The sequence below is a fragment of the Halalkalibacter oceani genome, from assembly GCF_023715605.1.
Taxonomy (GTDB): Bacteria; Bacillota; Bacilli; order Bacillales; family Bacillaceae_D; genus Halalkalibacter; species Halalkalibacter oceani.
The window spans coordinates 166479-183770 of record NZ_JAMBOL010000001.1; the positions used below are offsets into that span (position 1 = coordinate 166479).

At 48.4% G+C, this 17292-nt stretch carries 20 protein-coding genes; 14 read left to right on the top strand and 6 right to left on the bottom strand.

Annotation, left to right across the window (positions count from 1 at the left end; all coding sequences use genetic code 11):
- Nucleotides 1–11 precede the first annotated feature (11 nt).
- From M3202_RS00795 to M3202_RS00825, 7 genes are all read left to right on the top strand, one after another.
- Nucleotides 12–1535: an acyl-CoA carboxylase subunit beta gene (locus M3202_RS00795; RefSeq protein WP_251221481.1), complete on the top strand. Its 1524-nt coding sequence runs from the start codon at nucleotides 12–14 to the stop codon at nucleotides 1533–1535.
- 75 nt (nucleotides 1536–1610) lie between these two features.
- Nucleotides 1611–3488 (top strand): AMP-binding protein, encoded by a 1878-nt coding sequence (locus M3202_RS00800; RefSeq protein WP_251221800.1) that lies wholly within the window; start codon nucleotides 1611–1613, stop codon nucleotides 3486–3488.
- A gap of 194 nt (nucleotides 3489–3682) precedes the next feature.
- A complete protein-coding gene (locus M3202_RS00805; protein WP_251195537.1) occupies nucleotides 3683–3895 on the top strand; it encodes an alpha/beta-type small acid-soluble spore protein in 213 nt (70 codons plus the stop codon).
- 64 nt (nucleotides 3896–3959) lie between these two features.
- Entirely contained in the window at nucleotides 3960–4205 is a 246-nt protein-coding gene (locus tag M3202_RS00810; RefSeq protein WP_251221482.1) for a hypothetical protein, read from the top strand.
- Between the two features lie 122 nt (nucleotides 4206–4327).
- On the top strand, nucleotides 4328–5104 hold the full coding sequence (locus M3202_RS00815; protein ID WP_251221483.1) for an SDR family NAD(P)-dependent oxidoreductase: 777 nt from the start codon (nucleotides 4328–4330) through the stop codon (nucleotides 5102–5104).
- Between the two features lie 71 nt (nucleotides 5105–5175).
- Nucleotides 5176–6345 carry an iron-containing alcohol dehydrogenase gene (locus M3202_RS00820; protein WP_251221484.1) on the top strand — a complete coding sequence of 390 codons (1170 nt, stop codon included), beginning with the start codon at nucleotides 5176–5178 and terminating at the stop codon, nucleotides 6343–6345.
- Between the two features lie 73 nt (nucleotides 6346–6418).
- Nucleotides 6419–6748 carry an NIPSNAP family protein gene (locus M3202_RS00825; RefSeq protein ID WP_251221485.1) on the top strand — a complete coding sequence of 110 codons (330 nt, stop codon included), beginning with the start codon at nucleotides 6419–6421 and terminating at the stop codon, nucleotides 6746–6748.
- Between the two features lie 136 nt (nucleotides 6749–6884).
- On the opposite strand, the gene M3202_RS00830 is transcribed toward M3202_RS00825, so the two are convergent.
- The 3 genes from M3202_RS00830 to M3202_RS00840 form a co-directional block, all read right to left on the bottom strand.
- Complete coding sequence (locus tag M3202_RS00830) at nucleotides 6885–7982, bottom strand: ABC transporter ATP-binding protein (RefSeq protein ID WP_251221486.1); 1098 nt, start codon at nucleotides 7980–7982, stop codon at nucleotides 6885–6887.
- A 115-nt stretch (nucleotides 7983–8097) separates the two neighbouring features.
- On the bottom strand, nucleotides 8098–8997 hold the full coding sequence (locus M3202_RS00835) for a PucR family transcriptional regulator (protein ID WP_251221487.1): 900 nt from the start codon (nucleotides 8995–8997) through the stop codon (nucleotides 8098–8100).
- A gap of 230 nt (nucleotides 8998–9227) precedes the next feature.
- Nucleotides 9228–9395: a hypothetical protein gene (locus M3202_RS00840; RefSeq protein WP_251221488.1), complete on the bottom strand. Its 168-nt coding sequence runs from the start codon at nucleotides 9393–9395 to the stop codon at nucleotides 9228–9230.
- A gap of 129 nt (nucleotides 9396–9524) precedes the next feature.
- On the opposite strand from M3202_RS00840, the gene M3202_RS00845 reads away from it, so the two are divergent.
- A complete protein-coding gene (locus M3202_RS00845) occupies nucleotides 9525–10664 on the top strand; it encodes a DUF445 domain-containing protein (protein ID WP_251221489.1) in 1140 nt (379 codons plus the stop codon).
- Between the two features lie 105 nt (nucleotides 10665–10769).
- Nucleotides 10770–11123, top strand: a complete 354-nt coding sequence (locus M3202_RS00850) for a YlbF/YmcA family competence regulator (RefSeq protein ID WP_251221490.1) — start codon at nucleotides 10770–10772, stop codon at nucleotides 11121–11123.
- Between the two features lie 89 nt (nucleotides 11124–11212).
- Here M3202_RS00850 and M3202_RS00855 read toward each other — a convergent pair whose 3' ends face one another.
- On the bottom strand, nucleotides 11213–11398 hold the full coding sequence (locus M3202_RS00855; RefSeq protein ID WP_251221491.1) for a hypothetical protein: 186 nt from the start codon (nucleotides 11396–11398) through the stop codon (nucleotides 11213–11215).
- A gap of 161 nt (nucleotides 11399–11559) precedes the next feature.
- Between M3202_RS00855 and M3202_RS00860 the strand changes: the two genes are divergently transcribed.
- Nucleotides 11560–12402 (top strand): Cof-type HAD-IIB family hydrolase, encoded by an 843-nt coding sequence (locus M3202_RS00860; protein ID WP_251221492.1) that lies wholly within the window; start codon nucleotides 11560–11562, stop codon nucleotides 12400–12402.
- A 547-nt stretch (nucleotides 12403–12949) separates the two neighbouring features.
- On the opposite strand, the gene M3202_RS00865 is transcribed toward M3202_RS00860, so the two are convergent.
- Complete coding sequence (locus tag M3202_RS00865) at nucleotides 12950–13426, bottom strand: YobA family protein (protein ID WP_251221493.1); 477 nt, start codon at nucleotides 13424–13426, stop codon at nucleotides 12950–12952.
- Nucleotides 13427–13492: 66 nt separating this feature from the next.
- Nucleotides 13493–13672 carry a YhzD family protein gene (locus M3202_RS00870; RefSeq protein WP_251221494.1) on the bottom strand — a complete coding sequence of 60 codons (180 nt, stop codon included), beginning with the start codon at nucleotides 13670–13672 and terminating at the stop codon, nucleotides 13493–13495.
- A gap of 231 nt (nucleotides 13673–13903) precedes the next feature.
- Between M3202_RS00870 and M3202_RS00875 the strand changes: the two genes are divergently transcribed.
- From M3202_RS00875 to yidC, 4 genes are all read left to right on the top strand, one after another.
- Nucleotides 13904–14803, top strand: coding sequence for an ABC transporter ATP-binding protein (locus M3202_RS00875; protein ID WP_251221495.1), 900 nt, complete (start codon nucleotides 13904–13906; stop codon nucleotides 14801–14803).
- Complete coding sequence (locus M3202_RS00880; RefSeq protein WP_251221496.1) at nucleotides 14796–16052, top strand: ABC transporter permease; 1257 nt, start codon at nucleotides 14796–14798, stop codon at nucleotides 16050–16052. The genes M3202_RS00875 and M3202_RS00880 overlap by 8 nt, the downstream gene beginning before the upstream one ends.
- 70 nt (nucleotides 16053–16122) lie before the next feature.
- Nucleotides 16123–16392, top strand: a complete 270-nt coding sequence (locus tag M3202_RS00885; RefSeq protein WP_251195317.1) for a hypothetical protein — start codon at nucleotides 16123–16125, stop codon at nucleotides 16390–16392.
- A gap of 30 nt (nucleotides 16393–16422) precedes the next feature.
- Nucleotides 16423–17184 (top strand): membrane protein insertase YidC, encoded by a 762-nt coding sequence (gene yidC / locus M3202_RS00890; RefSeq protein ID WP_251221497.1) that lies wholly within the window; start codon nucleotides 16423–16425, stop codon nucleotides 17182–17184.
- The last annotated feature ends 108 nt before the right edge of the window (nucleotides 17185–17292 follow it).

A 17292-nucleotide genomic window follows, 5' to 3' on the forward strand; every position in this document is an offset into this window, starting at 1 on the left:
GAGGGAGAAAAATGACGCAGGAAGATACATTTCATGAGCGGACGGAGAAGCTGCGCGCCGGAGGAAAGCCGCATTACCATGCCAGCAATAAAGCGCAAAACAAGCTGTTCGTCCGCGAACGGCTCAAGCTGCTTTTGGACGATGGTCTGGCGCTGGAAGACGGATTGTTTGCCAATGCGTTAAAGGAAGGGCTGCCGGCTGACGGTGTTGTCACGGGAATAGGCAAGATAAATGGACAGACCGTGTGCGTGATCGCCAACGATTCGACCGTCAAGGCCGGGTCGTGGGGAGCCAAGACGGTCGAAAAAATGATACGAATGCAGGAAACCGCTGAAAAGCTCCACGTCCCGCTGCTCTATTTAGTCGACTCTGCCGGGGCGAGAATTACCGATCAAGTTGAGATGTTCCCGGGACGACGCGGGGCAGGCCGGATTTTTTACGAGCAGATCAAGCTGTCGGGCAAGGTACCGCAAATCTGTCTTCTATTCGGACCGTCCGCCGCCGGCGGCGCCTATATTCCTGCTTTTTGCGATACGGTAATAATGGTCGACGGCAATGCGTCGATGTATTTAGGCTCACCGCGGATGGCCGAGATGGTCATTGGCGAGAAAGTGTCGCTTGAAGAAATGGGAGGAGCGCGGATGCACTGTCAAGTGTCGGGCTGCGGCGATATTCTGGGGGCGACAGAGGAGGAGGCTATCCGTTTTGCCCGCGATTATTTGCGTTATTTTCCGGCGAGCTATAAGGAGCGGCCTCGCCGGGCTGAGCCGCGGCCGTCCGTTCCCGGCTCGATAGATGAGCTGATTCCGGCCAATCAAAATGCCCCTTTTGATATGTATCAGCTGATTGAGCGGCTGATCGACGAGAACTCCTTTTTTGAATGGAAGAAGCTGTTCGCGCCCGAGCTGATTACCGGATTCGCCCATTTGGACGGACGGGTGATCGGAATCGTCGCCAATCAGCCAAAGGTAAAAGGAGGCGTGCTTTTTCCCGATTCAGCCGATAAGGCGGCAAAATTTATGACGCTCTGTGATGCCTTTCATATTCCACTGCTTTTTCTCGCCGATATTCCGGGTTTCATGATCGGAACGAAAGTCGAGCGCGCCGGGATTATTCGCCACGGCGCGAAAATGATCGCCGCGATGGCCGAAGCGACTGTCCCGAAGATTTCCGTAATTATTCGCAAGGCATATGGTGCAGGGCTGTACGCGATGGCCGGTCCCGCGTTCGAGCCGGATTGCTGTCTCGCCCTCCCACAGGCACAAATTGCCGTCATGGGGCCGGAAGCGGCCGTGCAGGCCGTGTATGCGAAAAAAATTGCCGAGCTTCCTCCGGAAAAAAGAGCCGCTTTTATCGAGGAGCGTCGCAACGCTTATCAGCAGGATATTGATATTTATCATCTTGCCTCCGAAATGGTCGTTGACGGGATCGTAGAAGGCGATGATTTGCGGGAGGAGCTGACCCGACGCTTTTCCGCTTATGAAGGACAGGAAAGAACGTTTAGCGAACGGAAGCACCCGGTGTATCCCGTGTAAGAAAGGAGTAGAGCCGTGGAAAAAAGCTGGCGTCCTTCAGTGGACGAAATCGAAAGAACAAGGCTTTATCAATGGATGGAAAGACTCGGTTTTACTGATTATGAGGAGTTTTACGAGCGCTCGATTACCGATCCCGGCTGGTTTTGGGAACAGGCGGAAAAAGAGCTGGGAATCAGCTGGTATAGGCGCTATGAGAGGGCTTATGACCCGGCCAGGGGGATCGAATGGCCGATTTGGTACCGTGGCGGTCTGCTTAACGCCAGCTATAATGCGATTGAAAAATGGAGCGCCACGGCAGAATATCGTCAACAGCCGGCCCTTTTTTGGGAAGGTGAGGATCGGCAAAAGCGGAGCATGAGCTTTCAGGAGCTGACGGAGGAAACGGAGCGGATCGCCGCCGGGTTGAAGAAGCTCGGTGTGAAGCGTGGAGATGTCGTGATGATCTATATGCCGGTGCTAGCGGAAACGGTGATTGCGCTGATGGCGATAGCGAAGCTCGGCGCGATTTTTTCCCCGATTTTCTCCGGCTATGGATACGAGGCTGTCGCAACGCGGCTTCAAGCGGCTGAGGCGGTGGCTGTCATCACCGCTGACGGCTACTTCCGCAAAGGGCAGGAAATTGCGATGAAGCAGGAGCTTGATCAGGCATTAGCCTTGTGCCCGACTGTTCAGCATGTCGTCGTCGTTGAGCGGCTGAAAACGGCAGTTTCGTGGAAAGAGGGACGCGATGTAAAATGGACAGCACTTCTTCACTCGCCGCCGCTTAAAAAAACAGAAACGATGAACAGCGACGACCCGTTGATGATTTTATATACGTCGGGAACGAGCGGCAAGCCGAAGGGCACCGTCCATACTCATAGCGGCTTTCCGTTGAAAGCGGCGTTTGATGCCGGGATTTGCATGGACGTGAACAAGAAGGACCGCATGTTTTGGTATACTGACTTCGGCTGGATGATGGGACCTTTTCTTATGTTCGGTGCCTTGCTTAATGGTGCCGCGATTGTGCTTTATGAAGGCGCTCCCGACTATCCGGCCCCCGATCGGCTTTGGCAGCTGGCGACTGAGTACAAGGTGACTCATTTCGGTCTTTCACCGACCTTGGTGCGGGCGCTGATGAAGTATGGTGAACAGTGGACGCAGAGGCATGAGTTGTCTGAATTAAAGGTGCTGGCCTCAACAGGTGAACCGTGGAATGATAAACCGTGGGAATGGCTGTTTACCCATGTTGGCAAAAGCCGGCTGCCGATCATCAACTATTCAGGCGGCACGGAAATTGCCGGCGGGATTTTAGGAAATATTCTGATCCGGCCGATTGAGCCGAGTACGTTTAATGCCGCCTTGCCGGGAATGGCGGCGGCCGTGTATTCGGCGGAAGGGAAAGAGGTCATAGAAGAAGCCGGTGAGCTGATTTTGACAAAGCCGTGGGTCGGGATGACAAACGGGTTTTGGAACGAGCCGGAACGTTATATTGAGACGTATTGGTCCCGCTGGCCATCCGTGTGGGTGCATGGTGATACCGCTGTCCGCAGCGCGTCGGGCTATTGGCGAATCAGCGGACGTTCGGACGATACGTTTACGATTGCCGGAAAGCGGATCGGACCAAATGAATTTGAAACGGCTTTGGTCAGTCATAGCGCCGTTCATGAAGCGGGGGCAATCAGCATTCCCGATCCAATAAAAGGAGAGGCGGCGATCTGCTTTGTTGTTCTCCACGGGGATGTGTCGGCAAATGAGTCATTGAAACAGGAGCTAAAGACTCATCTCGCGCGGACGTTGGGAAAAGCGTTCATCCCGCAGGCGATTCACTTTATTCCTGATTTGCCAAAAACAAAAAATGGAAAAGTGATGCGGCGCATTTTGAAGGCCACCTATGCAGGCGAAGAGGTCGGCAACCAAACGGCACTTGAAAATCCCGAGATCGTAAATGAGATCAAAGCACTGCGCCCGAAATAACCTAGGGGGATGAAAAAGCACGGCAATGGCTTCACACGCCACAGGATATTAAAGATGGTGGCGGTTCCGCTCATTGCTTCGAGCTTGCGACAAAGGCTTTTGTCGCAAGCTCTTTTTCCATTTATTACACAGCTTGTGCGTACATATCTGCCTCTAAAAAAACCACACTAGAAGTACAGAAGGAGGTGAATCAAATGGCTAGCAACAATAACGGAAATTCAAACCAACTTCTTGTACCTGGTGTACAACAAGCGCTTGATCAAATGAAATACGAAATTGCGCAAGAATTTGGCGTGCAGCTTGGAGCTGATGCGACTTCTCGTTCTAACGGTTCTGTAGGTGGAGAAATCACGAAGCGCCTTGTCCAAATGGCTGAACAGCAAATGGGCGGATTTAAACAACAATAATGAAATGGCTTTAAAAAGAGGGTGTCCGTTTAGGGCACCCTTTAAACAATGGGGAGGTATCGAAATGGCAATCTGTACGGTTTGCAACGGCATGAGTCAAATTGATTACACATGCCCAGCTTGTCATGTACGCACTGTTGATTTTGGCAAAATTATGGATTACGAAGACAGCTACAAGCCCTATGAAGAAATTGAAGTAGCGAAGGCCGCCAACGGCATCGCAAATGACCGGGAAGAACAGCTTTGTCCTCATTATATGATTTGTCCCGCCTGTTCGAGCTCTTTTGTGTATCAAGTAAAAGAACAGTAAGCCCCCTCCTTTTCCTCCTAATTTAGCGAATTTTCTTGCAAAAATATCGAGAAAGACTATATAATGTGAAGCATATTCCTTTGTTATTGAAGGGATAAAAACGTTAACAGGGGGAATAGACTGTGGTAGAGGAACAACAAAAAATTGCAGTGGTGACAGGAGGGAGCCGCGGCATTGGAAAAGCGGTCGTCAAAAGGCTTCTTCAAGCAGGGCATCTCGTTGTGTTCGGCAGCCGTACGGAAGCCGATAGTAAGCAAACTGTAACGGAGCTTTCCTCAATCGGAGAAGTTCATGGACTTGTGCTTGACGTTTCCGAACGGAAGTCTGTTCAGCAATTTGTCGATGAAGTGATCGATCGGTTTGGCCGGATTGACATTCTCGTTAACTGTGCCGGAATTAATATCCGCATTCCAGCTGAGGACTATCAGGAAGAGGATTGGGAGAAAGTATTAAATATTAATTTAAGCGGGGCGTACCGGATGTGTCAGGAAGTCGGTAAGCAGATGATTCAACAGCAGTCAGGTAAAATATTAAATATTACATCGATGCAGTCTCATATCGTTACCCCGAACCAAAGTGCCTATGCTTCAGCGAAAGGTGGACTTGTCCAATATACGAAGCTGCTAGCCGTTGAATGGGGCAAGCATAATATTCAAGTGAATGCCGTCAGCCCAGGTTTTATTGAAACGGAAATGACGCGAAGAACACTGGAGGAACCGGATTACCGCCAAAAACTGCTCAATCAAACAGCTCAGCAGCGCTTCGGAACACCGGAAGAAGTCGCGGAAGCCGTTGAGTTTCTTGTATCGGAGCGGGCGAGTTTTATCACCGGCCATATTTTAGCGGTTGATGGCGGATTCCTTGCCGGTCATCCTTCCTTTGTTCCACCACAATCATAATTATTTATTATGGTCAGACCATCATTCCTAATGAAAAAAATGATTGCGCTTACAAAGAGAGGGAGGAGAAAATGGGGAAAAATTATCAATTTTCAATTCCAACGATCATCAAATGTGGTCGGGGTATTTCCGCTCAAATTGGAGAAACATTGAAAAGCTATCGTCTTAAGAAGCTGTTAATTGTCACGGACAAAGGAGTCAGACAGGCGAATTTGCTGGAAAAAATTGAAGCCTCCTTACGCAGCAGCGGGATTGATTATACCATTTATAATGACGTAGAGCCGAATCCGAAGGCGGAGCTGGTCGAGGAAGGGGTCTCTTTTCTCAACGCCGAGCAATGTGATTCGGTGCTAGGCATCGGCGGAGGAAGCAGTCTCGACACGGCGAAGGGGATCGCGGCGATGGTAACAAATAACGGAAGCATTCTTGACTATGAAGGGATTGGCAAGCTGCCGAACCCGACTCTGCCATTGTTTGCGATCCCCACGACAGCGGGAACAGGCAGTGAAGCCACAGCTTCAACCGTTTTTACAGACCGCGAGACGCTGTTTAAAGCGGTCATTATCAGCCCTCATCTCTTTCCAAAGGTCTCCTTTTTAGATCCGGACTTGATTTTGCAGCTGCCACAAGGCATTACAGCGGCCACAGGAATGGATGCCCTAACCCATGCGATTGAATCCTACGTGTCGAAGGATGCGACGCCTGTGAGTCGCGCGCTGGCGATTCAGGCGATTAAAATGATCGCCACTGATTTAGAGAAAACCTATTTCGTCGGCACGGATGTGGAGAGCCGGGAAAATATGCTCGTTGCCTCGATGCTGGCCGGAGTCGCCTTTTCGCAGTCGCGTTTAGGAAATGTACATGCGATTTCTCATACGTTCGGCGGCGTGTTCAACATTCCGCACGGAATCGCCAATGCGACGCTGCTGCCATTTGTCATGGAGTTTAATCTTCCGGCCTGCGCTGAGAAAATGAAGGATATTGCCGTTGCGCTCGGGGAAAATGTGACGGGGTTAAATACGCTTCAGGCAGGGGAGAAAGCAATTGAGGCTGTCAAACGGTTAAATCAATCTTTGAATATACCAAATAATATTAAAGAGTTAGGCGTTTCACTTGACCACTTGCCGCAAATGGTCGAAGATTCGATGAGAAGCGCAAATGTCCTGTCAAATCCCCGCCTGACACGGGCCGAAGATATTGCAGCAATTATCGAACGCGCTTACGCCACTGAGGAGCTTTGATCCCTCTTTACATACCGGTCATTGATCCGTACAGTGATGGTAGAAACGATACTACAAAAAAGGAGATGATTACATGTTTTATGAAATGAGAACGTACACGATTAAAGTAGGGAAAGTCCCGGAGTATTTAAAGCATTTTGAGGAAAATGGTCTTCCGGTTATTACGAAATATGCCAAGCTTGTCGCCTGGTGGTACACGGATATTGGCGAACTAAACCAGGTCATTCACGTCTGGGAATACGAAAGCATGGATGACCGCGCTGTGAAAAGAAGACAGCTTTATCAGGATCCCGACTGGATTGAAAAATTTGTGCCGACCGCTTTTCCGATGCTTGAAAAGCAGGAGTCGAAGCTGCTCTATGCCGCCGACTTTTCCCCAATTGGCGGAAAAAACAAGTCATAATGACAGGAGCCTGGGACAAAGGAAGCTGCTGAAAAAGTATGATTTTCACTTTTTCAGCAGCTTTTTCGTGATGAGCGGAGCCATTACTCTTCTTCGAGTTCCCTTTTTCCAGGCTCTTACGCGAGATAAGCCGTCTTTATTTAATGACGAGCTCAGTCTCTTTGTCAAAGAAATGGACTTTGTTCATATCAAGGGCGAGATCAATTGAATCGCCACTCGCCACCGTTGTGCGGGAATCAATACGGGCGATGAGCTCCTGTCCTTCAATCGTTGTATAAAGAATCGTTTCCGCTCCCATCAGTTCCGCCACATCAACCTGCACCGTGATCTTTGTGCCAGGCGAAGCCTCAATAAACGCCAGTTCATCATGAACATCCTCAGGGCGAATGCCGAGAATCAGTTCTTCCCCATCATAGCCTTTCTCCTTTAGCACTTTTAAGCGGGCGCTTGGAACCTTGATCGCAATATTGCCCGCCTGGAACGAGTCGCCCTCAATCCGACCCTGGAGAAAGTTCATTGCCGGGGAGCCGATGAAACCCCCGACGAAAATATTTTTTGGGTTGTCATACACTTCTTTTGGCGAGCCGACCTGCTGAATAAAGCCGTCCTTCATAATGACAATCCGTGTCGCCATCGTCATCGCTTCCGTCTGGTCATGCGTGACGTAAATCGTTGTTGTTTGCAGGCGCTTGTGCAGCTTAATAATTTCCGCTCTCATTTGTACGCGCAATTTTGCATCGAGATTGGAAAGCGGTTCATCCATAAGAAACACTTGCGGGTCGCGGACAATCGCCCGTCCGAGAGCGACGCGCTGCCGCTGTCCGCCCGACATCGCTTTCGGTTTTCGATCGAGCATTTCCTCTAAGCCGAGAATTTTGGCGGCATCTCTCACCCGCCGGTCAATTTCATCTTTTTTAAACTTGCGGAGCTTAAGCCCGAACGCCATATTGTCATAAACATTCATATGAGGATAGAGCGCATAATTCTGGAACACCATCGCAATATCGCGATCCTTTGGGGCGACATCATTCATACGTTTTGAGCCGATATACAAATCACCCTTTGAAATGTCCTCCAACCCGGCAATCATCCGCAAGGTCGTTGATTTTCCACAGCCGGAAGGACCGACAAACACGATAAACTCCTTATCCTCAATATCGAGGTTAAAATCGGTCACAGCGGTGACATCCCCATCATATACCTTGTACACATTCTTTAATTGAATCTCTGCCATCATTGTCCCTCCTCATTAACTTATTTGAATTGTAAGTTTTTTGAGAAAGAAGAGCTATGGCAACGTTGCACAAACTTTTATGGAACCGCTGTGCACAATGACAAATAGGCACCACTTATTTAGGATAAACGCCCTCCTCAAGTAAAAGCAGCGCCACATAGACGACGACCGCCTGAGGGAATTGGCGGATATCAAAGCTCGTCCGCTCCATCCATTTATCAATCCGGTATTGCAGGCTGTTGCGGTGCATATGGAGGGCTTTGGCGGCGGCGGAAATATTGAGATTCGATTCGAAATAGAAGCGGAGACTTTTTAACAGCTCTTGATCCGCGAGCAGCTCTTTGTCGAAAATCCGGCTAATAAATTGACTTCGCTCCTGAGCTGACAAGGACTGTAGCCAAAAGTAAGGAATCAGTTCATATTCGTAATAAACGCGCTTTCGTTTTTTAGGCGCAACGAAGCGGTCAAAGCAGGCCGACTCCCACTGAAATTGTGATTTTGCCAATGATCTCGGCTGACTCGCTCCGATCAGAAGAGTAACATCGACATAGAAATCGGTCGAAAGAGCTTCACAAAAGCTCAAATAATCAGGTGATTCATAGTCCTGCTGCCCGGCGTCCGTAACAATGACTCCTCTTGTCGGACTGATCCACAAAAAGGTCATCGACAAATCAAACTCGCTCTCCCAAATTTGCTGAAAAGCGGCGACGTCCTCAATCTGCTTTTCAAGCAGAAAGTGAATCAATTGCACCGACTCAGGCTGAGTAGGCGGTTTGCCCTGATGAAAAAGCCAATCCGCCCACTGCTTCTCCGAAAGCGACTTCGGCAGAGGCAAAGGCCGATAAGCCTCCAGCAGGAGCGATAACAGCATTTGCTCATTTTCCGTCAGCTTCGCCTTCACAAATCCGAGCGGCTTCTCATCCTCTCCCTCAAACCACAATACACCCTCCGCATCCGGCTGATAAGACCCTGGAAAAATCGCCCCGGCAAACTGCCGCTTCACCTTCTCAATCATCCTCAATCCCCTTCCCACACACGTTTCCAACAGTATACCAAAAAGCCCAACCAAATGGTCGGTTTTTGACCATTTGGTTGGGCTTGAAGGAACGAGCGAAGCCGCTTTCCAAAAGCCCGATAATCGGTTTTATTAGCGGGCAAAGCGAGCGAAGCCGTTCCGAAAGGAGGAAGGTTTTTGACCATTTGGTTAGGCTTGAAGGAACGTTTTTGCTATTTGATTAGACTTAATTACTGTTCGCCTGGTGGATCCTCCTCCTTGAAATCACGGGCTTGTTCAATTTTTCCGGCATGGTGGTCATTGACGGTGCCGCCGCCAAGCCCTTCGTTAATCATCCGGTCAACATCGACAAAGTACTTATCTCGTCCTTCGTGCTGAGAATCTTTTTTATCTGCCATCTGCACCACTCCTTTACTGCTAGCGTGGCGGAGAGAGGATGATTTTATACATCGAGCGAAGCTGGCTTGATGTCACAACGTATCGTATACTAGAGCTATCGTAGAGAACATTGAAGGAGTGACACACGGTTGCAAACAGTAGGATTGATTGGTTTTATGGTCATCATTGGCGCGATTATCGGCGGTGTGACCAACTCATTAGCGATAAAAATGCTCTTTCGCCCGTACCGGGAGATAAAAATTAGGGGATGGCGTTTGCCGTTTACGCCGGGATTAATTCCAAAGCGTCATGATGAATTGGCCTCTCAGCTTGGCAAAATGGTCGTCGATTATTTATTGACAGCAGAAGGACTGGCAAAGAAGCTCAAAAGCTCTGCTTTTACAAGCGGCATGACGAGCTGGCTTCAGGGTGAGGTCAAGAAGCTGGCAGCGAGTGAAGTCAGCATTGCGCAGCTGCTGAAAGAGCATACAGACATAAAGGAGCCAAAGCAGCTGGCGGTGGAGCGCACTGAGCGCTTTATCCAGCAAAAATACCGCGCTTTTTTTGATCAGCATCAGCAGACAACGCTGGAGCAGATCCTGCCGGTCCCCTTAATGGGAGCGGTAGAGCAGCAAATTCCAAAGCTGACCGCTTATCTGTTGGAGCGCGGCCAACATTTTCTCCAGCAGCCAGAGGGAAAAGAAAGGCTCAGTATGATGATTGATCGGTTTCTCGCGCAAAAAGGGACGATCGGAAATATGGTGTCGATGTTTTTAGGAAATGAGCGGCTTGTCGATAAAGTCCAGCCTGAACTGATCAAATTTTTCCGCGATGAAGGGACAAGCCAGCTCGTCGAAAACCTGCTCAACCAGGAATGGCATAATATCAAGCAAAAGCGTCTCGGAGAGCTTGAAGAATTTTTAAATGAAGAACAGACTGTCGCCTGGCTCGTGCAGACAGCCGAACAGCAGGTACCGGTTTATCAGTGGCTTGAGCTGCCGCTGAACGAATGGGCGCCGAAGTATGAAGAAGCGGTTACGACGGCAATCATTCCGAAAGGGGTTGACCTGCTCACCGAGTGGCTTGCGCTTCATTTAGAAACATTACTGGCGAGCTTTCATTTGGACGACATTGTCCGCGAACAAGTACAAGCCTTTTCTGTCGAGCGTCTCGAGGAGCTGGTTTTATCAATTTCAAGGCGCGAATTTAAAATGATCACTTATCTCGGGGCGCTTTTAGGCGGTGTGATCGGGCTGATTCAAAGTTTTATTGTGCTGATGCTCGGGTAAAGGAAAAGCGACTGTAGTATTTGCTTCATTTCGCTATAGGGGATGCAATGTCGGAGTGAACATGTTATAGTCGAAAAGACTATGTTTTTTAGGAGGACTTACCTTATGTCGAATGTATACGATAAGGCTCAGGAATTAAAGCGCGGTTTAGCGGAAAGTGAAGAGTTTACGACATTGAAATCATTGCATGAGCAAATTGAAGCAGATGAGATTGCGAAGAAAATGCTTGATAACTTCCGCCGACTTCAGCTTGATCTTCAGCAGAAGCAAATGCAGGGAGTTCAGATCACCGAGGAAGAAGCGCAGCAGGCTCAACAACAATTTGAAGTGATCCAGCAGCATGATCTGATTTCAAAGTTGATGGAAGCAGAGCAGCGTTTGAGTGTGATCATCGGCGATATCAACAAGATCATTACCGAACCGCTTGAAGCGATTTACGGCAACCCGGAACAGCAATAAGCGCTGAAGCGATGCCGAAGCTCACCAGTGAACATATACGCCATGGCGTCGAAACAGGCAGTCCTCTCAGGGCTGCCTGTTTTTATTGATTAATGTTTCGTCAGTTTTTTGCCAATCAGGGTGGCTATATGAAAAATAAAGCCTGCAAACAGACCGAGAACAGTGGAAGCGAGAATCGTCATGCCAATGTTGGCAATAGGCCGTTCCATGCTCGATATAGATAAAAGAATTAGAATCAATGGAGGAAATAAATAAAACGATAACAATCTTTTCACAGTCAAGACTCCTTTTTGGATGTTATTAAAAAGTATATAGCGGATAGGAAGGGTTTTCAATAGAATGAGAAGTTCTATCTTGACGGCATTTCTCATAAGCTAAGGGAGAAGAGTGAATCCATATTTTTATCATGGACAACGAGAAAAGGGGGACACGGAAGATGACATACCGCTTGCTAGCCCTGAACATCGATGGAACATTGCTAAAAGCAAATGCCAGAATAGCAAGGCAGACAAAGGATGCAATTGACTATGTTAAACAAAAAGGGGTCTATGTGACATTGGCGACGTCAAGGCCGTTTCCATCGGCCAAAAAGGTAGCGAAATCATTAAAATTATCGAGTTATTTGATTACAAATGATGGGGCATTTGTCGCCTCTTCGAACAAAGAGCCGCTGTTTGTCAGAGCGATCCCGACGGAAATTGCGATCCAGATTACCGATTTTCTCGAGCAATATGAATGTCACATCCGCGTTCTGCATGAAGATCATGCGACCGGGAACAGAGTGCGCCAAAAAAGCAATTTAATTGCCAAAATGACGGTCGGGGTCGGTGATCCGCTTTACTATCCGATTTCATTTGTTGATTCTGTCAGTGAGCAATTGTTAAAGGATGCGAGTCCGCCTCCTAAAATACAAGTACAGTTCTTTCATGACAGCGAGGAGTTAAAAGCCATCCAGCAAATCAAAAAACAGGTAAAAGGGATCCATGTGATGGAAACAGGGGCGGGGCGCTATGACTTCATCCATGCCGAAGCCTCAAAAGCGCGGGGGCTGAGCGTACTGGGGCAGCATCTTGGCATTGAGCCTAGTGAAATGGTCGCCATCGGCGCTTACGACAATGATGTCGAAATGATTTCCCAGGCCGGCCTCGGCGTAGCGATGGGCAATGCGACTCCGGCGGTCAAAGAAGCAGCCGACTGGTTGACACGCTCCAATGAGCAGAATGGTGTCTCGTACATGATCAGAGAGGTGTTCCGCAAGCAGCTACGCGTGCAATTATAACATAAACGAAGGGTGTGCCAAAAAGGAAGTTCGTCGTCCTTTTGGGACACCCTGATCTCATTGGATGGTGGTCAAAGAAAATTCGTTGACTCGTTTTGGTTCAGATCCTTCTTACGATTAGTCAAGTTCTTTCATTTGAAGTTTATGAAGGGGAGATCAAGTGTTTTACCTACATGAGGGGAAGTTCACCGCTCCTGAAATAAACTTCGCTTTCGGCGGGAAGCTGATGAGCCTCCTCGGGCTACCGCCCTGTGGGGTCTCACCGTTGCTTTTTCTCTCGCAGGAGTCTCCGTCTATTTCCTCCGCTTCGATAGTGTCTTGGTCAAGAGTCTAGGTAAACACCTTAATTATGATAACGCACGGAAGCCATTTTCAGGCTCGCTACAAGAGGATTCATGCGACAAGTATGCCCGTAATTATGTAGAAACTTTGAATAAATCACTGTCGCTTCAAATACGGATTTAAAGTAATCCGAGGGGCTGATCGACCTTCCTTTCCTTCTACTACTCTTAGAAACATAAAAAAGCGTGTATTTATTCACGCTTTTTTATGTTTCATCAACTTTAATTGTTATCAGATCATCGTTATACATACTAAGCATTTCAATCGACCATCGTTTGTCCTCTTCATGAAAAATAATCGATTTTATCGCGGGAACTTGCATGTGTTTATCGTCTTCTATTTGATTTAAGGCTTTTTGTATTGCCTCGATCTCGGTCAAGTCTGAATGGCCTGGTGGCGCGATCGTCACGACTTCAAATCTGTCAAGTTCCGCTCTTAGCGGTTGAGTACCGAGAGCCTGCCCATTTTTAAACCATACTCTGACATATTGCCCGAGTTCAATAGGGACAGGCTCTTGAGAGGAGAGCCAAACTCCGGAGCTGTCTCCATCCAGATAATTGGTGAGTAACAGCCGGTTTCCCTCTGTTTTAACAGCATAGCCTTCAAAATCCCCGCCATTAAAATTGACTGTTTTTTCTAATGATCCTGTCACGTGATTTTTAAATAAAGCGAAGCTCAGCATACAAATCAATAGTATCGTGAAATGGATGAAGATTATTTTTTTTATGTGACCTCCTCTCCTTTTTTGCTAGCGATGAAATAAAAGCAGCGTTCCAGAACGGGTCAAGCGGTGCGTCTGATTATAGTACTGACGTTCATGCAGATCCTGCTCCGCAAGCGCTTTGGCGGCTTCGTCCGTCTCTGCCTCGAAGCGATTCTCGAAAACGAGCTCTCCTGTTTCGTTAAAAACGGTCAATGTATACTCCATTTCTGTCAGCCCTTTCCCTTTTTACGTTCAGTTTAAAACGGAGCCGGCTAATAATCAATCGAAAAAGGCTTTTTGCCGGAAACGCATTATTGATTTGTAAAAAATGGAATCCGCGTTTGAGTGATTCCGGCTGATGACTCGTGCTAAAATGAAGCTTGATGAAGAAAATGAAACGACAACGCCGCTGAATCGTATGACTAAAGAGAGACGAATGGGCAAGGAGGGCTATGGATGGGACTTGATATAACAAATGTGACGAAGCGCTTTGGCGCGTTCACCGCTGTCGATGATCTGACGCTTACCGTTCCAGCAGGGCAAATGTTTGGCATGCTCGGGGCAAACGGAGCCGGGAAAACGACGACATTCCGCATGCTGCTCGGGCTGCTGCAGCCGACTGAAGGGAAAATCAGCTGGAAGGGCGAAGAAATCACCTATCAGCGCACGAATGAGGTCGGCTATTTGCCGGAGGAACGCGGGTTATATCCGAAATTGAAGGTGAAAGACCAGCTTCTTTATTTAGGGCGTCTAAAGGGGATGGACAAGGCTACGATTTTAGCTGAAATGGAAAAATGGCTTGAGCAGTTTAAAGTACCGGAATATGCGACAAAGCGAATTGAAGAGCTGTCAAAGGGAAATCAGCAGAAAATCCAATTCATTGCCGCCGTCATTCATAAACCGGAGCTTCTCATTCTTGATGAGCCTTTCAGCGGACTTGATCCGGTCAATGTTGAATTATTAAAAGGGGCCGTAATGGAGCTGCAACAAAACGGTACGACGATTTTATTTTCCAGTCACCGGATGGAGCATGTGGAGGAGCTGTGCGAGCATTTGTGTATTCTTCACCACGGAAAGCCGGTCGTATACGGAAAGCTGCGCGAGATCAAGAAATCGTTCAGCAAGAAAAACGTCTTTATTGCGAGCGATTACGATTTGTCATCATTAGCCGACCAGGCTGGAGTGCTGAAGTATCGCCAGACAGCAGAAGGGGTGCGTCTCCAGGTCGAGCATGAGGATGTCGCGAGAGATGTCTTTCAATTTATTGCTGAAAAAGGCTTTGTCCGCAAGTTCGAAGTGGAAGAGCCGAGCTTGCACGATATTTTTATCGAAAAGGTAGGGGAGAGCTATGCGTAATTTCTGGATTATCGTCGGCCATACGTATACAAAGAAGCTGCTTACGAAAACCTTTCTCGTTACGACGGCGATTACGCTTCTCTTCGTCCTCTTTTTCATGAATATGGAGCGGATTTTTACGATGTTCGAGCAGGATGCGGAGCAGGCAGCCACTCATATTATTGTCGTCGATGAAACGGATGAGCTGATTGAGCCGTTAAGGGACCAGCTGCAGCCGTTTACCGAGCGGATTATTTTGGCCGGAGAAGCGGAGACGCTGGAAGAAGCCCGTCAGAGCGTCGAAGCAGGAGACTATGATGCGGCTCTGAGGATCTCTTATGATCAACAGGGGCAGCTCGAAGGAGAGTATTTCTCTGATTCTTTAACACAAACGTTCGCGCCCAACCAGCTGCAGCAGGCTTTGCAGCATGTGAAGGAGACGCGCTTGACGGTCGAACTTGGCCTCAGCCCGGTCGAACTGGAGCGGATCTACCAGCCGATCTCCTTTGAACTGACGACGATCAGTGAAACGGCTAAATCAGAAAGTGAATTAATGCAGGCGCAGATGATCGTCTATGTGCTGTTATTTGTTATTTATTTTACGGTGCTGTTATTTGGAAACATGATCGCGACGGAGGTTGTCACCGAAAAATCATCACGTGTGATGGAAATTCTTGTATCGACGGTTTCACCGATCACGCAAATGTTCGGTAAGATCGTCGGCATTGGCTTGCTGGCGCTGACGCAATATGGTTTGTTGTTCCTGGTCGGTGCTGTCAGTTTGATGATGCAGGCCGACGGAAGCTCATTGGCGGGTGCTTTTTTGTCAGAGGAGCTGCCGCTTGATTTACTCGGTTATGCCATCCTGTTCTTTTTATTAGGCTATTTCCTTTATGCGACGCTGTCAGCGACACTCGGTTCAATTGTCAGCCGGGTGGAGGATGTCAATCAAGTGCTCGGGCCGGTCAACTTCCTCGTGATCGGCGCCTTTTTCCTGGCGATGTTCGGGCTGAACGCGCCTGAGTCGACGGTCGTGACCGTGGCGTCCTTCATTCCGTTTTTTACACCGATGCTGATGTTTCTCCGTGTCGGCATGCTGCCTGTTCCGCTCTGGGAGGTCATTTTGGCCCTTGTAATTCTTCTTGGTACCATTGCGGTGCTGGCGGCGATTGGAGGCCGTATTTTTAAAGGGGGCGTGCTGATGTATGGCAAGAGTTCGGCACTTAAGGATTTAAAAAAGGCGTTTCAGCTGTCGAAGCAGGAACGGTAAAAGAGAGCCTCCATTTGGTGGCAGGCTGTTTGTATGGTAAACTAATGAATGAAAGAGGAGGTGGGTAAGGATGCTGGAAGTGATTTCGGAGATGATGATGCTTTGGTACAGTGTCATTCTAACAGTATGGCTCGTCACAGCTTTTGCAAAAGCGAATATCGTACTGATGGAATGGGAGCTCCGGATGAGTTCACGGAGACAATGGCTGAAGCTGGAAGGCGGTCAGCCTCCAGGGATGCTCCTTATCCCTTCCCAACGAAGCAGCTATCGGCCGAAGATTCCGAACCGGGCCGATCACCATAAATCAGATGAGGAAGATCCTTCCCTTGTTGTTTGCTGACATTAGTGAAAACAACAAGGAGGATTATGAATGAAAAAACGATTACTGCTAGTGATGATGATTGGGCTGGTCGCCCTTTTAAGTGCGTGTGGAGCGGCGAACCAGGCTCCGATTACGATGGAGACGGAAGGATTTTGGAATCACTTCTTTGTCTTCCCGATGTCGTGGTTATTGATTCAAGTCGCGGAGCTGTTTGATGGCAGCTATGGCTTCTCAATTATCGTTGTCACGATTGCGATTCGGCTGTTATTGCTGCCGCTCGTATTGAAACAACAGAAGAGCGCGCGGGCGATGCAGGCGTTGCGTCCGGAAATGGAAGCCTTGCAGAAAAAGTTCAAAGCCGGTGATAAAGATCCAAAGAAGCAGCAGGAGATGCAAAAGGAACTGATGGGTCTCTACCAGACACATGGCGTCAATCCGCTTGCCGGCTGTCTGCCGCTCTTTATTCAAATGCCGGTTCTGATGGCGTTTTACTTTGCAATTATGCGGACGGAGCAAATTGCGCTCCATACGTTTCTATGGTTTGACTTAGGACAGCCTGATCCTTTTTACTTGCTGCCGCTCATTGCCGGCTTTACGACATTTTTGCAAGTGAAAATGACCGCTACAGGGCTGCAGGATCAGATGAAAGTGATGATGTATATTATGCCTGTCATGATTATCGTCGCCGGTATTACACTTCCCTCGGCCTTATCGCTTTATTGGGTAGTGGGCAACATCTTCATGATTATTCAAACATATTTTACCGTGACAAGATTTGAGCAGAAGCGGGCGGAAGTAAGCAACTCATAAAGTGAGACAGCAGAGCCTGGGAAAAGGGTTGAGATTATCCTTTTCCCGGGCTCTTTCTGTTATTTGCGCCCAAACCGGAAAAGTGTGCCATAGACATTCACCTATTTT

Bases quoted from the DNA above. Each gene is read 5' to 3' on its own strand.
- M3202_RS00795 (WP_251221481.1), top strand. From the start codon at position 12: ATGACGCAGGAAGATACATTTCATGAGCGGACGGAGAAGCTGCGCGCC.
- M3202_RS00800 (WP_251221800.1), top strand. From the start codon at position 1,611: ATGGAAAGACTCGGTTTTACTGATTATGAGGAGTTTTACGAGCGCTCG.
- M3202_RS00805 (WP_251195537.1), top strand. From the start codon at position 3,683: ATGGCTAGCAACAATAACGGAAATTCAAACCAACTTCTTGTACCTGGT.
- M3202_RS00810 (WP_251221482.1), top strand. From the start codon at position 3,960: ATGGCAATCTGTACGGTTTGCAACGGCATGAGTCAAATTGATTACACA.
- M3202_RS00820 (WP_251221484.1), top strand. From the start codon at position 5,176: ATGGGGAAAAATTATCAATTTTCAATTCCAACGATCATCAAATGTGGT.
- M3202_RS00825 (WP_251221485.1), top strand. From the start codon at position 6,419: ATGTTTTATGAAATGAGAACGTACACGATTAAAGTAGGGAAAGTCCCG.
- M3202_RS00830 (WP_251221486.1), bottom strand. From the start codon at position 7,982: ATGGCAGAGATTCAATTAAAGAATGTGTACAAGGTATATGATGGGGAT.
- M3202_RS00835 (WP_251221487.1), bottom strand. From the start codon at position 8,997: ATGATTGAGAAGGTGAAGCGGCAGTTTGCCGGGGCGATTTTTCCAGGG.
- M3202_RS00840 (WP_251221488.1), bottom strand. From the start codon at position 9,395: ATGGCAGATAAAAAAGATTCTCAGCACGAAGGACGAGATAAGTACTTT.
- M3202_RS00850 (WP_251221490.1), top strand. From the start codon at position 10,770: ATGTCGAATGTATACGATAAGGCTCAGGAATTAAAGCGCGGTTTAGCG.
- M3202_RS00860 (WP_251221492.1), top strand. From the start codon at position 11,560: ATGACATACCGCTTGCTAGCCCTGAACATCGATGGAACATTGCTAAAA.
- M3202_RS00865 (WP_251221493.1), bottom strand. From the start codon at position 13,426: ATGCTGAGCTTCGCTTTATTTAAAAATCACGTGACAGGATCATTAGAA.
- M3202_RS00870 (WP_251221494.1), bottom strand. From the start codon at position 13,672: ATGGAGTATACATTGACCGTTTTTAACGAAACAGGAGAGCTCGTTTTC.
- M3202_RS00875 (WP_251221495.1), top strand. From the start codon at position 13,904: ATGGGACTTGATATAACAAATGTGACGAAGCGCTTTGGCGCGTTCACC.
- M3202_RS00880 (WP_251221496.1), top strand. From the start codon at position 14,796: ATGCGTAATTTCTGGATTATCGTCGGCCATACGTATACAAAGAAGCTG.
- M3202_RS00885 (WP_251195317.1), top strand. From the start codon at position 16,123: ATGCTGGAAGTGATTTCGGAGATGATGATGCTTTGGTACAGTGTCATT.
- yidC (WP_251221497.1), top strand. From the start codon at position 16,423: ATGAAAAAACGATTACTGCTAGTGATGATGATTGGGCTGGTCGCCCTT.